This is a genomic window from Photobacterium sp. R1 (genome assembly GCF_054600795.1).
The window spans coordinates 164,194-178,264 of sequence record NZ_BAAHZP010000003.1 but is presented as its reverse complement, the minus strand read 5'-3'; the positions used below and the strand labels follow the sequence as shown (position 1 = coordinate 178,264).

The following is a 14,071-nucleotide window of genomic DNA, read 5'->3' as shown; positions in this document are numbered from 1 at the left end:
GGCGTGTCACTTTAGACTGGACATTAAGCTCTCAGAACCCGTAGAACACCAGCTCATAAGCAGGAATGAATGCATGGGCCGGCGTGAATTCTGCTGAACTCTCCGTAGGTTGAATGCCCTCGCAGTCCAGACGCTTTCCGTTCATATCCACCAGCCAGAATTCAGGCACAGAAAGCCCAAGTGAATCAGATAATGCAACATACGATGGCTCGGCATAAGCGCCCTGCGTCACACTGCCAAAATGTTTCACCTGGGGCTGTGTTTTGACGGCCAGGGCCAGAATCTCAGCAGCCCCGGCAGTATCCCGATTCGTGACCAGATAGACAGGCTGACTGTATTGCACCGGCCCTTCTGGCCTGAACGTCACAAAGTTCACGGAAGCCCCCGGACGTTCAAAGCCAAAAACAGGCATCTCAGTCGTAAAAAAACGTTCGGCAACTAATTGCGCCGTGAGGTAAGAGCCGCCGGGATTTCCGGTCAGATCCAGGATCAATGCACGGGTGTGCTGCAGCTCCGCCAGAATCAGATCCAGTTGCTGCCTGATGTCCGCTTCATTTTGCTGACTCAGATGGCTGACCAGCATCACACCGATATTGTCCTGGGTTTCTCCCCAGTAAAACATCGGATGCTCACCGCCAGAAGATTTCAGCGACTGCGTCAGCAGGTAATGTTCCACGGCCTGCAAATACGCATTTTTGCTGCCAGTCTGAGCCGAATAGGGGTTCAGCCAGGCCTTCTCGGGGAAAGCCTCTTCACCGGGTAAAGTGTCCTTGCCGGCTTGTCGCTGAAAACCGAGATGCTGGCTCAGCGCAGAGGGTCGGCGATAAGGCTGCGAGGTTACACCATCCTGATGGACCAGCACCTGAAACATCGACAGCTCGCCCAGCATCGCAATGACTTCATTTGGTCCCGGTTCCTGAGATGTCGCGCGGGAAGCTCTGTCACCGTCCGGAATCAACTGCGACATACGCTCGGCCAGCACCGGATTATTTTCAAGAACAGACCAGATCCGTTGGGTCTCATGAAGGCCAACCGTCATTTCCCGGTCTGCCGCAGCCGCGGAGGTCACAACAATCTTCACCAGATCTGAATTGTCCCGGCCACCGGTATCTTCTGCCCATAATCTGAAGGTGTAAGTGCCGGCCATGGCGATATCAATCACGGTAGCCTGTTCCCGGTCCCCATCGATGATATTGACCGGCTGAGGGCCCGACGCCAGACTCCAGCTGACCTTCCGGATATCGTATACACTGAGATAGCTTTCCACTTTGCCCTGAAGCGTGAGGCTGTTCACCGGCAAAGTCAGCACCTGATCCCGGCCCGCATCCACGGTCGGTTTGGTCAGCTTCTCCGCATCTTTCGCGATATCATCAGAGCCGCAGCCCAAAAGCATCGTGGTTGCCAGCAGCATACTGCTCAGAAAAAAGGGGCGCATCTGGAATTTTTGCATGACTGAATCTCTCTTCGTTCCGCTGAAAATACAGATCGTTCATTGACTGAGAGCAGCTTAATGCCTGAAATCACAAGAGGCTGTGGTAATCGTTAGACCGTGTGTGACACTTTGTGACCATTTCAGCCGCAGTGACCCCGCACCCCCTCCGGCATTGAACACATCGCTAAAACCGGTAGCTGATCCCGGCCGAAACAAAATAAGATTCAGAGTCATAGAACCGGATATCGCTTTGCGTGTGTTCAATCGAACCCAGCAGGTTCAGTGCCAGATTCTCTTGCCCCAGCACACCGCGATAGACATACAACACGCTGGCATTCAGAAGCGTTGCATCTCTTTTCTTGCCAAAGACAGGGTGCACCGTGTCGTATTCTTCATCGCTGTACCGGAGCATCGTATAAAATCCCTGACGATGATCATTCAGATTGATCCCCAGCTGATACCCTACAGCCGTGAAGTCATTCGCAGCCCCGTCAGCATTGCGCTCGGTATAGATCAAACGGGGCACCAGAGCCATCAAACGATTCACAGGCAACAGCAGTTCGGCTGAACTTTGATAGAACTGACTCTCCCGAAGCAGTTGCTGACGCTGCGCCTCACTGAGCAACAGGTTCTGCCCGGAAAGATCGTCATCATCCAGCTGATAATCCACAAAGCCGTAGCGAAGCGTCAGGGGGATGACTGAAGCAGTGAAGGCCAGCCGCCCCCCCTGTGTGGTCACATCCGTTTTCTGACGTGCCACCCGGGTCAGGAAAGGGTCTGTCCAGGTCTCATTGATGCCCGGCAGTTTCGGGAAATAAGCCAGAGTAATTTCCCCCAGGCCGGGAATCACCTGAGTAACTCCCAATTCAGCCTGAAGCTGACCTTCAACGATCTGCTCCTTGCTTTGTCCGATGAAAACCTGGGTCATGCCGGATGAAAGGGTGTATTGCAGTCTGCCTAATGGCGCGACTCGTGTTTCTTCGGTTCGCTTGCCGGAATGATTCAGATCATCCGTGATGGCATTGTCATCATGGGTGTTGAATTGAGACTGACGGTGAATGGCGAAACCATTGAGGCTGATCTCGCCACTCCATCCCGGCCGCATCGGTGCCTGCCCGTTGGCCAGCACACTCCCGGAAAGCAGCATCGCAACGGATAACCCGGCTGTTTGGCGTTTCATTGTTTTTTCCTTGTCTGATAAGCATGTCGGATTTCCATGCTAAGTGACTGAGAAAAAACAAACAGACCAACTCTGGGACCGATTGTGACCAAGTAAGACAAACGCTCAGGAAACGCTTTCCGGCTCAGATTCTTTCATGGGCGGATGCTCCGCGGTTGGTTTCAGAGCCATCGGCCAGCGCAGCGTAAATCTGGCCCCGCCCATTGATGCCTCACCCAGCGACACACTACCCCGGTGCAGCAGCATAATTTGCCTGACAATAGCCAGCCCCAGACCGTGCCCCTGCCGGGTATCACGCTGCTGGTTATCCACCTGGGTGAAGGGATCGAAAATGGACTCCCGCATTGATTCCGGGATACCGGGCCCGTCGTCTTCCACGGTCAGGACCCAGTCATCATCATCCTGCCTCAGTTCGATACGGATCTGACTGACGGCAAACCGGCCGGCATTATTTAACAGGTTATTGAGAACGCGGACCATGGCCCTTTGATCAACCCAGAAGGGCTGCGTCTGAAGCGCTGGCGGAAACCAAAAACGGACTGCCAGACCGGCAAACTCACCCTGAAGCAAGCGGACTTCATTCTGATACATCTGGACCAGATGGCACGGTACAATTTGTACCATCTGGCTGTTCACGCTGTAGCGGGACAGCAATAATGTCTGATTGATCAGGTGATCGAGATCATCAATGCTTTTATGAATGATTTTCCGGTAATTCTCTTCCTGATCTTTTCGGATATCGCTGCCGGAGAGCATTTCAAAGGCAAAGCGCAGCCGATACAGCGGCGTACGCAAATCATGAGCAATCGCGTTAGTCAGCTCCCGGTGGCCGTTGATCAGCTTTTCAATGTTGTCGGCCATTTTATTGAAAGCATTCCCCAGTTGGGCAATCACAGACAGACGGGAAATTTTACCCCGCTGGCTCAACCGGCCTTCCCCGAAATCATCTGCGGTTTTTGCCAGCCGTTTTAAATCACGCCAGAGCGGAAAAAGCCAGAGCAACAACGCTCCGGAAATCGTCACCACGAACAGAGACATGACACTCAGCTGGAGTAATTGCTGCGCATTCTGACTCTGCATATCGTGAATACTGATGAAATAGTCGTGATTGAGCTGGGTATACAACAGCGTACTGCCGTCATCCTGCGTACGGCCAACAACCTGCCCCCTCAGTAACCGCCGCCTCTCAGATTCACTGAATTGAGCGCTGCCGGTTGGCACAAGTCTGGCTTCAAATGGCCGTTCTACAGAAACCTTCGTCAGATAGTCCTGCCACTGTGACTGAGGTAGTGTCAGCACCGTCCGTTTCAGAATGTAGAGTGCACCTTGTGACTGAATCGCAATCAACTCATTTTCAGACAGATTCATGGCATAAAACAGCACCCACTGACTGTCCGCAACCTGCTTCAGCAATGCCGTGGGATCGCTGAAGTCCATCGCCAGTTCCCCCAGATGAAACCGGTTCAACACTTTTTCATCACCCTCATACTGTGCCAGTGGCACCAGCTTTAACTGAGAGCCGAACTGTTCGCTGAGATCATCAATATAGGACTGCCACTGCGCCTGAGGCTGGTTCACTAAGTCATCATGAATCACCAGCAAGGTGTCATCATAAACCTTGGAATAAAACTCATACATCATTCGCTCACTCATGTAACTGATCGGGCCAAAACCGGTCGGAACCATGAGAAAAAGTAAAGGAAGGATAATCGCCAGCCAGAGAAACGAAAACGCTTTAATCATCAGAATCGTCCATCTTCAATAAACGGGCATACAGAGCTGATAGCCAATTCCGCGAATGGTTTTGATCAGTTGCGGGTTCGCCGGATCATCATCCAGTGACCGGCGCAACCGGGAAATTCTCCGGTCGATCGAACGATCCAGCCCGTCATATTCATAACCGCGAATCTGCTGCATAATCTCCTCTCGGGAAACCACTTCTCCGGACTGCTGCGCCAGCAGGTAAAGGAGTTCAAATTCAGCTGTCGTCAGATCCACCAGCTGATTTCTGAACACAACCGTACGACGGTGGAGATCAATGTTCAGCTCACCGACGACCAGCGATTCCGCCCGCCCTTCACCTGTATCCCGGTGCATGCGCCGTAACAGTGCCCGCACTCTGGATAACAGTAAACGCGGCTGAACCTGCTTGATCACATAATCATCGGCACCGAGCTCCAGTCCCATCACCTGATCAATGTCATCATCCAGCGCAGTCTGCATCAGAATCATGCCTTTATAGTCTTCTCTGACCTGACGGCAAACATCCATGCCCGACATCCCCGGCAGCATGATATCGAGGATCACCAAATCCGGGTGTTTCTCCAGAATCTGGCTGACGGCTTCCACACCATTTCCTACCGTCAGTACCCTGAATTCATGGGTCTCAAGAAAATCACCGATCAAACAGGCTAACTCCTGATCATCTTCAACCAGCATGATGGTGTATTTTCTGTCATCCCCGCGGACGTGCTGCATTTTTCTTCCCTTTGCCATTCTCTTCTTTCCTGATGTTATCGCAGACCTGTCGCGCACCCTGTGACAGTTTGTGACCGGAATGACTGCAGTGAATCCCACTTCTGCAGATGTTATTGATGCTACGAACAGCCATCAATGATAAACATTCACCAATGTGATGAATTCACGCGTTTTCATCCGGATCGAAATCAAACATTCATAAAAATCAGCATCAATAATCAGTACAACATTGAAATGGAAGGCAAGGAATGGAAGACCAGAAATAGAAAAAAATAGAAGACCTGAATAAAAAACAAAAGAATAAAGACAAGTCATAAAAAACGAATCAACAAAGCCAGAAAATTAAATTCAGCGAACTTCACTAAAATCAGATTTATCAATCACCCCAAAATATCCGACCAACATAAAACCATACACCCAACCACAACCTAACCACCTGATATAAAAACAAATTACAAACAACACAATTGAGATAAAATACAATCCATTCAAGCCAATAACATGATTCATCCCGGTTGAAAATAGGTGAATCCCCCCTGTTTTCAGCATCACGAATCAGAGTGCCACTTCAGCACCCCATTCCAGTTTAAAACCACGAAGTGTGTCGCAAATGTATCTGCAATCCATGGATATACACCAACAAATACACCACCATAATGGATTGAATCTAGTATTTTCATCTAATTCATATCCATAAGAAACCTTCAATATACTTTTTTAAATAATGAATCAGTCAATATCATGGGAGTGATATATGGGAAGCTTTATCTCTCTTTTCATTGGGGCATATCTGGTGCTGGGAACTGTCGCGACACTTTATGCCGTCTTTTTCTTTTTCCTGACGGGGTTAACCATCTTTGATCAGGGTATAAAGAAAATCATGCCACTCCGGTTTAAGTGCAGTTATGTTTTCGTCATGTTTCTGATGATGCCTGCATTTTATTTGGTCTTTATAGAAGAAATTCTGGCATTGCCTCGCTACTACAAAGCACAAAAACAAAAAATGGCCTGAACCATCGCCCTTCAAAAAATAAAGCAGGACAGGTTCCCGGACACCCGGCCCTGTCCTGCCCGTCTCATCTCCGCCAGTATTGGTGCAATGTGGTGCTCGCTGACAGCGACTCCGGCTTTTTCTGCGAAACAGCGGTAGCGTCTATACTCTGTAATCTCATCCACGATGACTGGCAATGGTGAGCGCATGCCTTATTTTCAGTACTATGGCATCGACTGGATCGCAATGATCCTGACTTTTCTGGCGATCTGGCAGATTGGAAATCAGAACAAAATCGGCTTCATTCTGATGATCTTCGGGAATGCCAGCTGGATAGCGGTTGGTTATTTAACCGACAGCATGGCGATGATCATTGCCAACTTCATCTTCTGTCTGCTGAATGTGCGCGCCATCTTCAAATGGTCCAGGGCAACGCATCAGCAGGATTAAACCGCTTAGCCTTCCAGCACCCGCACACTCTGCCGGACCACCAGTGTCGGCTCGAGCTGCACGATCTGCGGTTCAGTGATCTCTTTATTGATGCGTTTCAGCAGCGTTTCGACGGCGGCCTGACCGAGACGATATTTCGGCTGGTGAATGGTGGTCAGCGAAGGCGTCATAAATTTCGCGATATGGATATCATCGTAGCCGATAATGGAGAGATCGTCCGGAATACGGACGCCTTTTTCATTGGCAGCGTTGATCACGCCCATCGCCATCATGTCGTTACAGACGAAAATCGCACTGGGCAAAGTCCCGCTGGCGTACATGGTGTGAAAGGCATCGTAGCCGCCTTCGCATTCGAAGTCGGACTCAATCACCCAGTCACTGCGGAATGCCAGACCCGCTTCATTCATGGCCCGCTTAAAGCCTTCGTAACGAATTTGTGCCTGATGTTTGATCAAGGGGCCGGTAATACAGCCAATGTCCCGGTGCCCACAATCAATCAGATATCTGGCGGCCAAGTAGCCGCCCTGATAGGAATTATCCTGAATCTTGTCGCTGGCAAAAGACATCGGTCCCCAGTCCATGACCACGACCGGAATATCCGGGTAGCGGTCGAAGACTTCAATCCGCTCCCCTTCCAGCGTCGAGCACATCAGCAGCAGTCCGTCGACCCGCTTTTGCAACAGGGTGTCGATGGAGGCTTTCATACGCTCGTTGTCGCCTTCGGTATTACACAGAATCAGGTTGTAGCCCTTCTGGTAACAGCTGCGCTCAACCCCTTTCACCACTTCGCCGAAAAAAGGATTCGTCGAGGTGGTGACCAGCATCCCGATGGTCTGCGTGCGGTTAATCTTGAGACTGCGGGCTAACGCAGAGGGGGCGTAATTCAGCGCTTTTGCAGCATTGTTGACCCGCTCTGCGATTTCATCGCTGACAAAACGGGATTTGTTGATCACATGGCTGACCGTCGATGTCGACACGCCAGCAAGTTTTGCGATGTCTTTCATCGTCGCCATGGCTATCTCCTTCCCTGTTTCTATTAATCAACGATTGCGAAACGCTCTGACAGAAACACATCGACCTCTTCCCGGGTCGGAATCGAGGTTTGTGCGCCAAAACGCGTCACGGAAAGTGCAGCTGCGGCATGGCCAAACTGAATGGCTGATTCTAAAGACATCTCTTCCAATAAACCAGTCACGAACGCACCATTGAAGGTGTCGCCCGCCGCCGTGGTATCCACCGCATCCACTTTGTATCCGGGAATCAGCTGGCCCCGACCGTTCTGGCTCAGCCAGACCCCTTTCGCTCCCAGCGTAATCAGGACGATTTCAATGCCCTTCCGGTGTAACACGTCCGCAGCACGCTGAGCTGAGGCATTGTCAGTCACCATAATCCCGGTCAGCACTTCCGCTTCTGTTTCATTCGGTGTGATCACATCGACGCACGACAACAGACTGTCGGGCAACGCACGTGCCGGGGCCGGATTGAGAATCACATTGGTCTGGTGCGCTTTGGCTTCCTGCGCTGCTTTTTCGATCCCGTCCAGCGGCGTTTCCAGCTGCATCAGCAAAAACCGGGCTTCACGAATCCGCGCCAGATCCGGTTCAATCCGTTCAGCCGTCAGACAATCATTGGCTTCAGGAGACAGACAAATTGTATTTTCTCCGCTGTCAGACACCTGGATCATCGCGATGCCCGTCGGACAGTTCGGCTGCATTTTCACACCGGCGGTATTGATGCCGTCACACTTAAAACGTTCCCGGATATGAATGCCGAACGCATCGTCCCCGATGCAGGCAATAAAGCCGGTATCAGCCTTTAACCGCGCAGCCGCCACAGCCTGATTCGCACCTTTTCCGCCGGGAATCACCTGATAATCACGTCCCTGTAACGTTTCGCCCGGACGGGGAAAATCGGACACCCGAAGGACATGGTCCGCATTCACACTGCCTAAAACCACTAATTTATTCATAGAGTTATCCTGGAACATACTGTACCGACCCAAACACAAGGCTTTGCCATTTGTGGAAAAGACAAAGCGTTATATTCAACGCACGTGCTGCCCGCGTGCAGTCTCCGCCACTTCAGCGGCGCTTTGTGGATTGGATCCCCGCTCACACGGGGATCACATGCAAGATTACTGATTCGCAACGACTTTCAGTGGTACCGGAATGTACTTTTCAACTTTCTCGCCTTTCAGGACTTTCACTGCCGTTTCCACGCCCAGCGCACCGATTTGATCCGGCTGCTGTGCAATGGTCGCTGCCAGCTTGCCGCGGTTCACCGCCGCGATGCCGTCATCTGTACCGTCAAAGCCGACAATCATCACTTGCTTGCCTGATGCCTGAACCGCACGCAGCGCGCCCAGTGCCATTTCATCATTCTGCGCAAACACAGCCTGCACATCCGGGTTCGCCGCCAGCAGGTTTTCCATGACATTCAGACCTTTGGTCCGGTCGAAGTCCGCAGGCTGGCTCGCCAGCAGATCCATCTGACTGCCTTTTACCGCTTTCATGAAACCCTCACCGCGTTCACGGGCCGCAGAGGTTCCGGCAATGCCTTCGAGCTGAATGACTTTGGCCTGCTCACCGACTTTTTCCATGATGAACTTACCCGCCATTTCGCCACCGGCCACGTTATCCGAAGCAATATGGCTGACCACCTCACCCCGGCTGGCACCACGGTCCAGTGTCAGGACCGGGATATTGGAGCGGTTCGCCATGCGAATCGCATTCGACACTGCATCAGAATCCGTCGGGTTGATCAGAATGGCCTTCACACCGCGAATGGTCAGGTCTTCCACATTCGACAGCTCTTTACTCGGGTCATTTTGCGAATCCAGCACAATCAGGTCGTAACCCAGCGCTTTTGCCTTCGCTTCCGCACCGTCTTTCATGGTCACAAAGAACGGGTTGTTCAGCGTGGAGACCACAATCGCCAGCGTGTCCTGCGCCTGAGCAGACACAGAAACGGTCGAAGTGAGCAGTGCAGCAGAAATCAGGGTTGCCAGTTTTTTCATTGTTATGATCCTTTGTGTAGGGGGAGCCGGTACACGTCACCCGGCTCTCTTTTCATGGGTAAATCCCGAGGATTTACTTGTTTTTATTATCCACCAGCACAGCCAGCAAAATCACAACTGCTTTGGCAATCATCTGGTAGTAAGAAGACACATCGAGCAGGTTCAGGGCGTTATTCAGGAAGCCGATGATCAGCGCGCCAATCAAAGTGCCCATAATCCGGCCCTTACCGCCCATCAGGCTGGTGCCGCCCAGCACCACAGCCGCAATGGCATCCAGTTCGTATCCCATGCCCGCCGTCGGCTGTGCCGAAGACAAACGCGAGGTCACAATGATGCCCGCCAGCGCAGCCAGCAGGCCACAGATGGCGTAGACACCGATTTTCACCCGGTCCACATTGATACCGGACAAACGGGTCGCGGACTCATTCCCGCCGAGCGCATACACATAGCGGCCAAAGCGGGTGTGATTGAGCAGATACCAGGCCGCCGCGAACACCACCACCATCAGCCAGACCGGCACTGGAATCCCCAGCGCATAGCCGGTACCAAACCAGGCAAAGGCATCAGCCGTATCGGTAAAACCCGTCGAGATCGGACGGCCATCTGTGTACACCATGGTGACACCGCGCAGCAGCGTCATGGTCACCAAGGTGGCAATAAAAGCCTGCACCTTGCCCTTGGCAATGATGATCCCGCTGACCGCGCCCAGCGCAGCTCCGGCAAGCAAAGCCGTCGGCACCGCAATCAGGACCGGGACTTCCATCGCAATCAGACTGGCGGCAAACGCGCCGCACAATGCCAGCACCGAGCCGACACTGAGGTCGATCCCCGCAGTCAGAATGACCAGTGTCATGCCGACGGCAATGATGGCGTTGACCGAGGTCTGGCGCAGAATATTGAGAATGTTATCCGCGGTGAAAAAGTTCGGATTCAGAAAGGACACCACAACAATCAGAAACAGCAGGGCAATCAACGACTTCTGCTCAATCAGCCAGGCTTTGCTGAACCGTTTTTTCTCGCGGGCTTCGGTGGGTTGACTCAAGGTTTTGGTACTCATGCTGCTTCCCCGTTAATCAATTTGCCGACAGCACAGGCCAGCAGTTTTTCCTGATCGGCATCTTTTGCATCAAATTCGCCGCTAATCCGGCCTTCATGCATCACCAGAATCCTGTCACTCATTCCGAGGACTTCCGGCATTTCGGAAGACACCAGAATGATGCTCATACCTTCGTCTTTGAACTGATTGATCAGCTGATAAATTTCTTTCTTGGCACCGACATCGACACCCCGTGTCGGCTCATCCAGAATCAGAACTTTGGGCCGGGTCATCAGGCCTTTGGCAATCGCCACTTTCTGCTGATTCCCGCCCGACAGATTGCCGATGATCTGATCCCGGCCCGGTGTTTTGATGTTGAACAGACGAATAAAGTCATCCACAGCCATCACTTCGTCGCCATGCTGAATCTGAATCCCTTTGCTCAGTTGCGCCAGTGCACACAGAGACATGTTTTCTTTCACCGACAACCCCAAAACCAGACCATCGCCTTTGCGGTCTTCCGAGATATAAGCGATGCCATTGGCCAGTCCGTCCTGCGGGCTGATCGGATTGATGGTTTTGCCGTTCAGGTTGATCACGCCCCGCTCGCTTGGCAACGCACCGTAAATCACCTTCATCAGCTCCGTCCGGCCAGCCCCCATCAAACCGGAAATCCCCAGAATCTCACCGCGTTTGAGGGTAAAACTCACCTCATGCACACCGGAGCCGGTCAGGCCGATCACTTCAAGGCAGGTCTCACCATGTTTGACCGCAATGCGCGGATACTGCTCTTCCAGTTTGCGGCCGACCATCATTTCAATCAGACCGTCTTCATTGGTGTCTGCCACCCGGCATTCCCCGATGAATTTGCCGTCCCGCAGCACGGTGATGTCGTCACAGATTTCGAAGATTTCTTTCAGGCGGTGCGAGATATACACAATGCCGCAGCCTTGTGCGCGCAACTCATTGATTACCGCGAACAGAGAGGCGGTTTCGGTATCCGTCAGCGCGTCAGTCGGCTCATCCATAATGATAACTTTCGACTCGAACGACAGCGCCTTGGCTATCTCCACCATCTGCTGTTCACCCAGACTCAGGTCGCCCAGTAAGGTTTTCGAGCTGTGTTTCACATTCAGCCGGGCCAGCAACCGGTCGGCTTCATCGTACATCCGGCCCCACAGAAACCGGCCCAGCGGACCGGTGAATTCACGACCGAGAAAGATATTCTCGGCAATCGTCAGTTCAGGGATCAGGTTCAGTTCCTGATGAATAATACTGATGCCCGCCTGCTGAGAATCACGTGGCCCTTTGAAAGCTGCGGTTTGCCCCTGATAGTGAATGCTGCCCGCGTCTTTGCTGTAAATGCCGGTCAGCACCTTCATCAGGGTTGATTTCCCGGCGCCGTTTTCCCCCATCAGCGCCATCACCCGTCCCGGATAGACGTTCAGGCTGGCTTTATCCAGTGCCTTCACGCCCGGGAAGGCTTTTTCAATCTCACTGAGTTGTAAAATGGCTTGCGTCATACGCCGTCCTCAATGGTTGCTGTGGTCAGAACACCACACCGGCCTGAAAAATCACGTTCGCATACGGGGTGCATTCCCCGGTCCGGACCACAGCCCGGCTCTGGTGCGTCCGTTGCTTGAAGGCTTCGTGAGACAGGTAGGTGACAGCTATGTCGCGGCCAATACGTGCCTGCTCTTCCTCAAGCAACCCCATCAGCGACTGATGAAGCGCCGGACTCACCTGCTGAAACTCCTCTGCCATCACCACGCCTTCAATCTGTGATTCAGACAACAGTGTGCGGACAGTCTCAATGAAACCGGGCACGCCATGCGTCAGCGCCAGATCGATCCGCTGCACCTGATCCGGCACCGGCAACCCGGCATCACAAATCGTCACTTCATCGGTATGCCCCAGCGTCGCCACCAGATAGGACAACTCGGCATGCAGGAGGGTACTTTTTTTCATGCTTCAACACCTTTCTTGGCCCGGTTTGGGCCTTGCTCAAACCTTGATTAGACAATCCAGGCTTCCCGTAATGAAATCGTCGGGAAAAACTTCTAACGTCGTCAAAATATCGGTTTATCTGCCCAAAATAGGCAGTGATGTGTTTTCTGTATCCTGTCTTTTTTATGATTGGGAAAACTCATCGAAACGTTTCGATGAATTCTAATCCACTGAGATTTCTTTGCAGCAGGTGAAAAGTTGAACTGTGATTGGGATCGTCAGATCTATCAGTAGCAGAAGTAAAAAGGTGATCTGAATCGCGGTGAGCCGGATAAGAAAAACGGACATTTACAAAAAAACAGCAGAGGCGTTTTCGCCCCTGCTGATGTGGATGATATGCATCATGAATTTGCAGATTCACCTGCAAGCCCTCCATCTGGGCCAACGCCGGACATCTGAGCTTACGCAGAAGCCTCAGCAGTCAGCGTCGGATAGTCGGTGTAACCTGCCGCACTGCCGCCATAGAAAGAAACCGGATCTGCATCATTCAGCGCGGCACCGGTTTCAAGGCGCTCAACGAAATCCGGATTGGCCAGAATCATCATGCCGTAAGATTCCAGATCAGCCAGACCCGCATTGAGATCACTGCCAATCTCATCCCGCGGCCGGCCCGGACGGTTCAGGATCAGCGTGTGCTGCCAGATATCCCGGATGTCACGGATCAGCGGCTCATTGCCCTGATGCATGATATGCAGGTAAGCCAGCCCCAGTTTGTTCAGTTCTGCGACCAGATAACGGTAAAGCGCCGGGCCTTCGCTGCCCTCATCAATTCCCCAGATGGTGGTGCCCGGTGACAGACGGATCGCCGTTCTGTCGGCCCCGATTTCCTCCGCAATAGCCGTAGCAACCTCAATCGCAAACCGGGCACGGTTTTCTATCGCCCCCCCGTATTCGTCGGTCCGGGTGTTGGCACTGGGTGCGAAAAACTGCTGAATCAGATACGCATTGGCCCCGTGGATCTCCACGCCGTCTGCACCGGCTTCAATGGCACGACGCGCAGCGAAGCGGAAGTCGGCAACGGTCTGACGAATCTCTTCTGTCGTCAGAGCACGGGGAACCGGAATATCCTGCATGCCGGAGACCGTAAACATTTTTGTCTGCGGCGAAATCGCCGATGGCGCGACACCCGGACGATGATGCAACGTATTGTCCGGATGCGACATCCGGCCCGCATGCATCAGCTGAAAGAACACATGGCCGCCCTGCGCATGAATGCCAGCGGTGACCTGTTTCCAGCCCGCCACCTGCGCATCGGTATAAATCCCGGGGGTGGCGAGGTAGCCCTGCCCATCATCGGAAGGCTGCACGCCTTCAGTCACAATCAGGCCGATACTGGCACGCTGGGTATAGTACTCGGCGGTCAGTGCTCCGGGCGTTCCGTCCAGGTTCGCCCGGGAACGGGTCATCGGTGCCATCACAAGGCGGTTAGATAAGGTGATTCGGCCTAAACGGACCGGTGCAAATAACTGGCTCATGGTTCA

General features: G+C 52.7%; 13 protein-coding genes. 2 read left to right on the top strand and 11 right to left on the bottom strand.

The annotated features are described in order from the left end of the window. Positions 1-31: 31 nt before the first annotated feature. The 4 genes from ACYP03_RS06575 to ACYP03_RS06560 form a co-directional block, all read right to left on the bottom strand. The gene (locus ACYP03_RS06575; RefSeq protein WP_459778969.1) at positions 32-1,450 is read right to left on the bottom strand and encodes a S41 family peptidase; all 1,419 of its coding nucleotides are present in this window, start codon (positions 1,448-1,450) and stop codon (positions 32-34) included. A gap of 166 nt (positions 1,451-1,616) precedes the next feature. Beyond that, positions 1,617-2,612: a DUF2860 family protein gene (locus ACYP03_RS06570; protein ID WP_459778968.1), complete on the bottom strand. Its 996-nt coding sequence runs from the start codon at positions 2,610-2,612 to the stop codon at positions 1,617-1,619. Between the two features lie 105 nt (positions 2,613-2,717). Then, positions 2,718-4,355: an ATP-binding protein gene (locus ACYP03_RS06565; RefSeq protein WP_248143132.1), complete on the bottom strand. Its 1,638-nt coding sequence runs from the start codon at positions 4,353-4,355 to the stop codon at positions 2,718-2,720. A gap of 15 nt (positions 4,356-4,370) precedes the next feature. After that, positions 4,371-5,108, bottom strand: coding sequence for a winged helix-turn-helix domain-containing protein (locus ACYP03_RS06560; protein WP_248143131.1), 738 nt, complete (start codon positions 5,106-5,108; stop codon positions 4,371-4,373). Between the two features lie 736 nt (positions 5,109-5,844). Here ACYP03_RS06560 and ACYP03_RS06555 point away from each other — a divergent pair. Continuing rightward, positions 5,845-6,102: a hypothetical protein gene (locus ACYP03_RS06555; RefSeq protein ID WP_248143129.1), complete on the top strand. Its 258-nt coding sequence runs from the start codon at positions 5,845-5,847 to the stop codon at positions 6,100-6,102. Positions 6,103-6,288: 186 nt separating this feature from the next. Beyond that, positions 6,289-6,531 (top strand): PnuC protein, encoded by a 243-nt coding sequence (locus ACYP03_RS06550; protein ID WP_459778967.1) that lies wholly within the window; start codon positions 6,289-6,291, stop codon positions 6,529-6,531. A 5-nt stretch (positions 6,532-6,536) separates the two neighbouring features. Here the strand turns inward: ACYP03_RS06550 and ACYP03_RS06545 are convergent, their stop codons facing one another. The 7 genes from ACYP03_RS06545 to ACYP03_RS06515 all read right to left on the bottom strand — a co-directional run bounded on the left by ACYP03_RS06545 (position 6,537) and on the right by ACYP03_RS06515 (position 14,065). Then, positions 6,537-7,544 carry a substrate-binding domain-containing protein gene (locus ACYP03_RS06545; RefSeq protein WP_248143124.1) on the bottom strand — a complete coding sequence of 336 codons (1,008 nt, stop codon included), beginning with the start codon at positions 7,542-7,544 and terminating at the stop codon, positions 6,537-6,539. A 23-nt stretch (positions 7,545-7,567) separates the two neighbouring features. Then, positions 7,568-8,500: a ribokinase gene (gene rbsK, locus ACYP03_RS06540; protein WP_459778966.1), complete on the bottom strand. Its 933-nt coding sequence runs from the start codon at positions 8,498-8,500 to the stop codon at positions 7,568-7,570. A gap of 165 nt (positions 8,501-8,665) precedes the next feature. Then, entirely contained in the window at positions 8,666-9,547 is an 882-nt protein-coding gene (rbsB, locus tag ACYP03_RS06535; RefSeq protein WP_459778965.1) for a ribose ABC transporter substrate-binding protein RbsB, read from the bottom strand. Between the two features lie 73 nt (positions 9,548-9,620). Continuing rightward, positions 9,621-10,604, bottom strand: coding sequence for a ribose ABC transporter permease (rbsC, locus tag ACYP03_RS06530; protein WP_459778964.1), 984 nt, complete (start codon positions 10,602-10,604; stop codon positions 9,621-9,623). Further along, positions 10,601-12,106 (bottom strand): ribose ABC transporter ATP-binding protein RbsA, encoded by a 1,506-nt coding sequence (gene rbsA, locus ACYP03_RS06525; protein ID WP_459778963.1) that lies wholly within the window; start codon positions 12,104-12,106, stop codon positions 10,601-10,603. The genes rbsC and rbsA overlap by 4 nt, the downstream gene beginning before the upstream one ends. A gap of 25 nt (positions 12,107-12,131) precedes the next feature. Next, a complete protein-coding gene (gene rbsD / locus ACYP03_RS06520; protein WP_330961273.1) occupies positions 12,132-12,551 on the bottom strand; it encodes a D-ribose pyranase in 420 nt (139 codons plus the stop codon). A 440-nt stretch (positions 12,552-12,991) separates the two neighbouring features. Further along, the gene (locus tag ACYP03_RS06515) at positions 12,992-14,065 is read right to left on the bottom strand and encodes an alkene reductase (protein WP_330961274.1); all 1,074 of its coding nucleotides are present in this window, start codon (positions 14,063-14,065) and stop codon (positions 12,992-12,994) included. Between the last annotated feature and the right edge of the window lie 6 nt (positions 14,066-14,071).

What these genes read in the sequence shown, in the direction of transcription:
- ACYP03_RS06565 (WP_248143132.1), bottom strand. Translation starts at nt 4,355, where the DNA reads ATGATTAAAGCGTTTTCGTTTCTCTGGCTGGCGATTATCCTTCCTTTA.
- ACYP03_RS06560 (WP_248143131.1), bottom strand. Translation starts at nt 5,108, where the DNA reads ATGGCAAAGGGAAGAAAAATGCAGCACGTCCGCGGGGATGACAGAAAA.
- rbsA (WP_459778963.1), bottom strand. Translation starts at nt 12,106, where the DNA reads ATGACGCAAGCCATTTTACAACTCAGTGAGATTGAAAAAGCCTTCCCG.
- ACYP03_RS06570 (WP_459778968.1), bottom strand. Translation starts at nt 2,612, where the DNA reads ATGAAACGCCAAACAGCCGGGTTATCCGTTGCGATGCTGCTTTCCGGG.
- rbsB (WP_459778965.1), bottom strand. Translation starts at nt 9,547, where the DNA reads ATGAAAAAACTGGCAACCCTGATTTCTGCTGCACTGCTCACTTCGACC.
- rbsC (WP_459778964.1), bottom strand. Translation starts at nt 10,604, where the DNA reads ATGAGTACCAAAACCTTGAGTCAACCCACCGAAGCCCGCGAGAAAAAA.
- rbsK (WP_459778966.1), bottom strand. Translation starts at nt 8,500, where the DNA reads ATGAATAAATTAGTGGTTTTAGGCAGTGTGAATGCGGACCATGTCCTT.
- ACYP03_RS06555 (WP_248143129.1), top strand. Translation starts at nt 5,845, where the DNA reads ATGGGAAGCTTTATCTCTCTTTTCATTGGGGCATATCTGGTGCTGGGA.
- ACYP03_RS06545 (WP_248143124.1), bottom strand. Translation starts at nt 7,544, where the DNA reads ATGGCGACGATGAAAGACATCGCAAAACTTGCTGGCGTGTCGACATCG.
- ACYP03_RS06550 (WP_459778967.1), top strand. Translation starts at nt 6,289, where the DNA reads ATGCCTTATTTTCAGTACTATGGCATCGACTGGATCGCAATGATCCTG.
- rbsD (WP_330961273.1), bottom strand. Translation starts at nt 12,551, where the DNA reads ATGAAAAAAAGTACCCTCCTGCATGCCGAGTTGTCCTATCTGGTGGCG.
- ACYP03_RS06515 (WP_330961274.1), bottom strand. Translation starts at nt 14,065, where the DNA reads ATGAGCCAGTTATTTGCACCGGTCCGTTTAGGCCGAATCACCTTATCT.
- ACYP03_RS06575 (WP_459778969.1), bottom strand. Translation starts at nt 1,450, where the DNA reads ATGCAAAAATTCCAGATGCGCCCCTTTTTTCTGAGCAGTATGCTGCTG.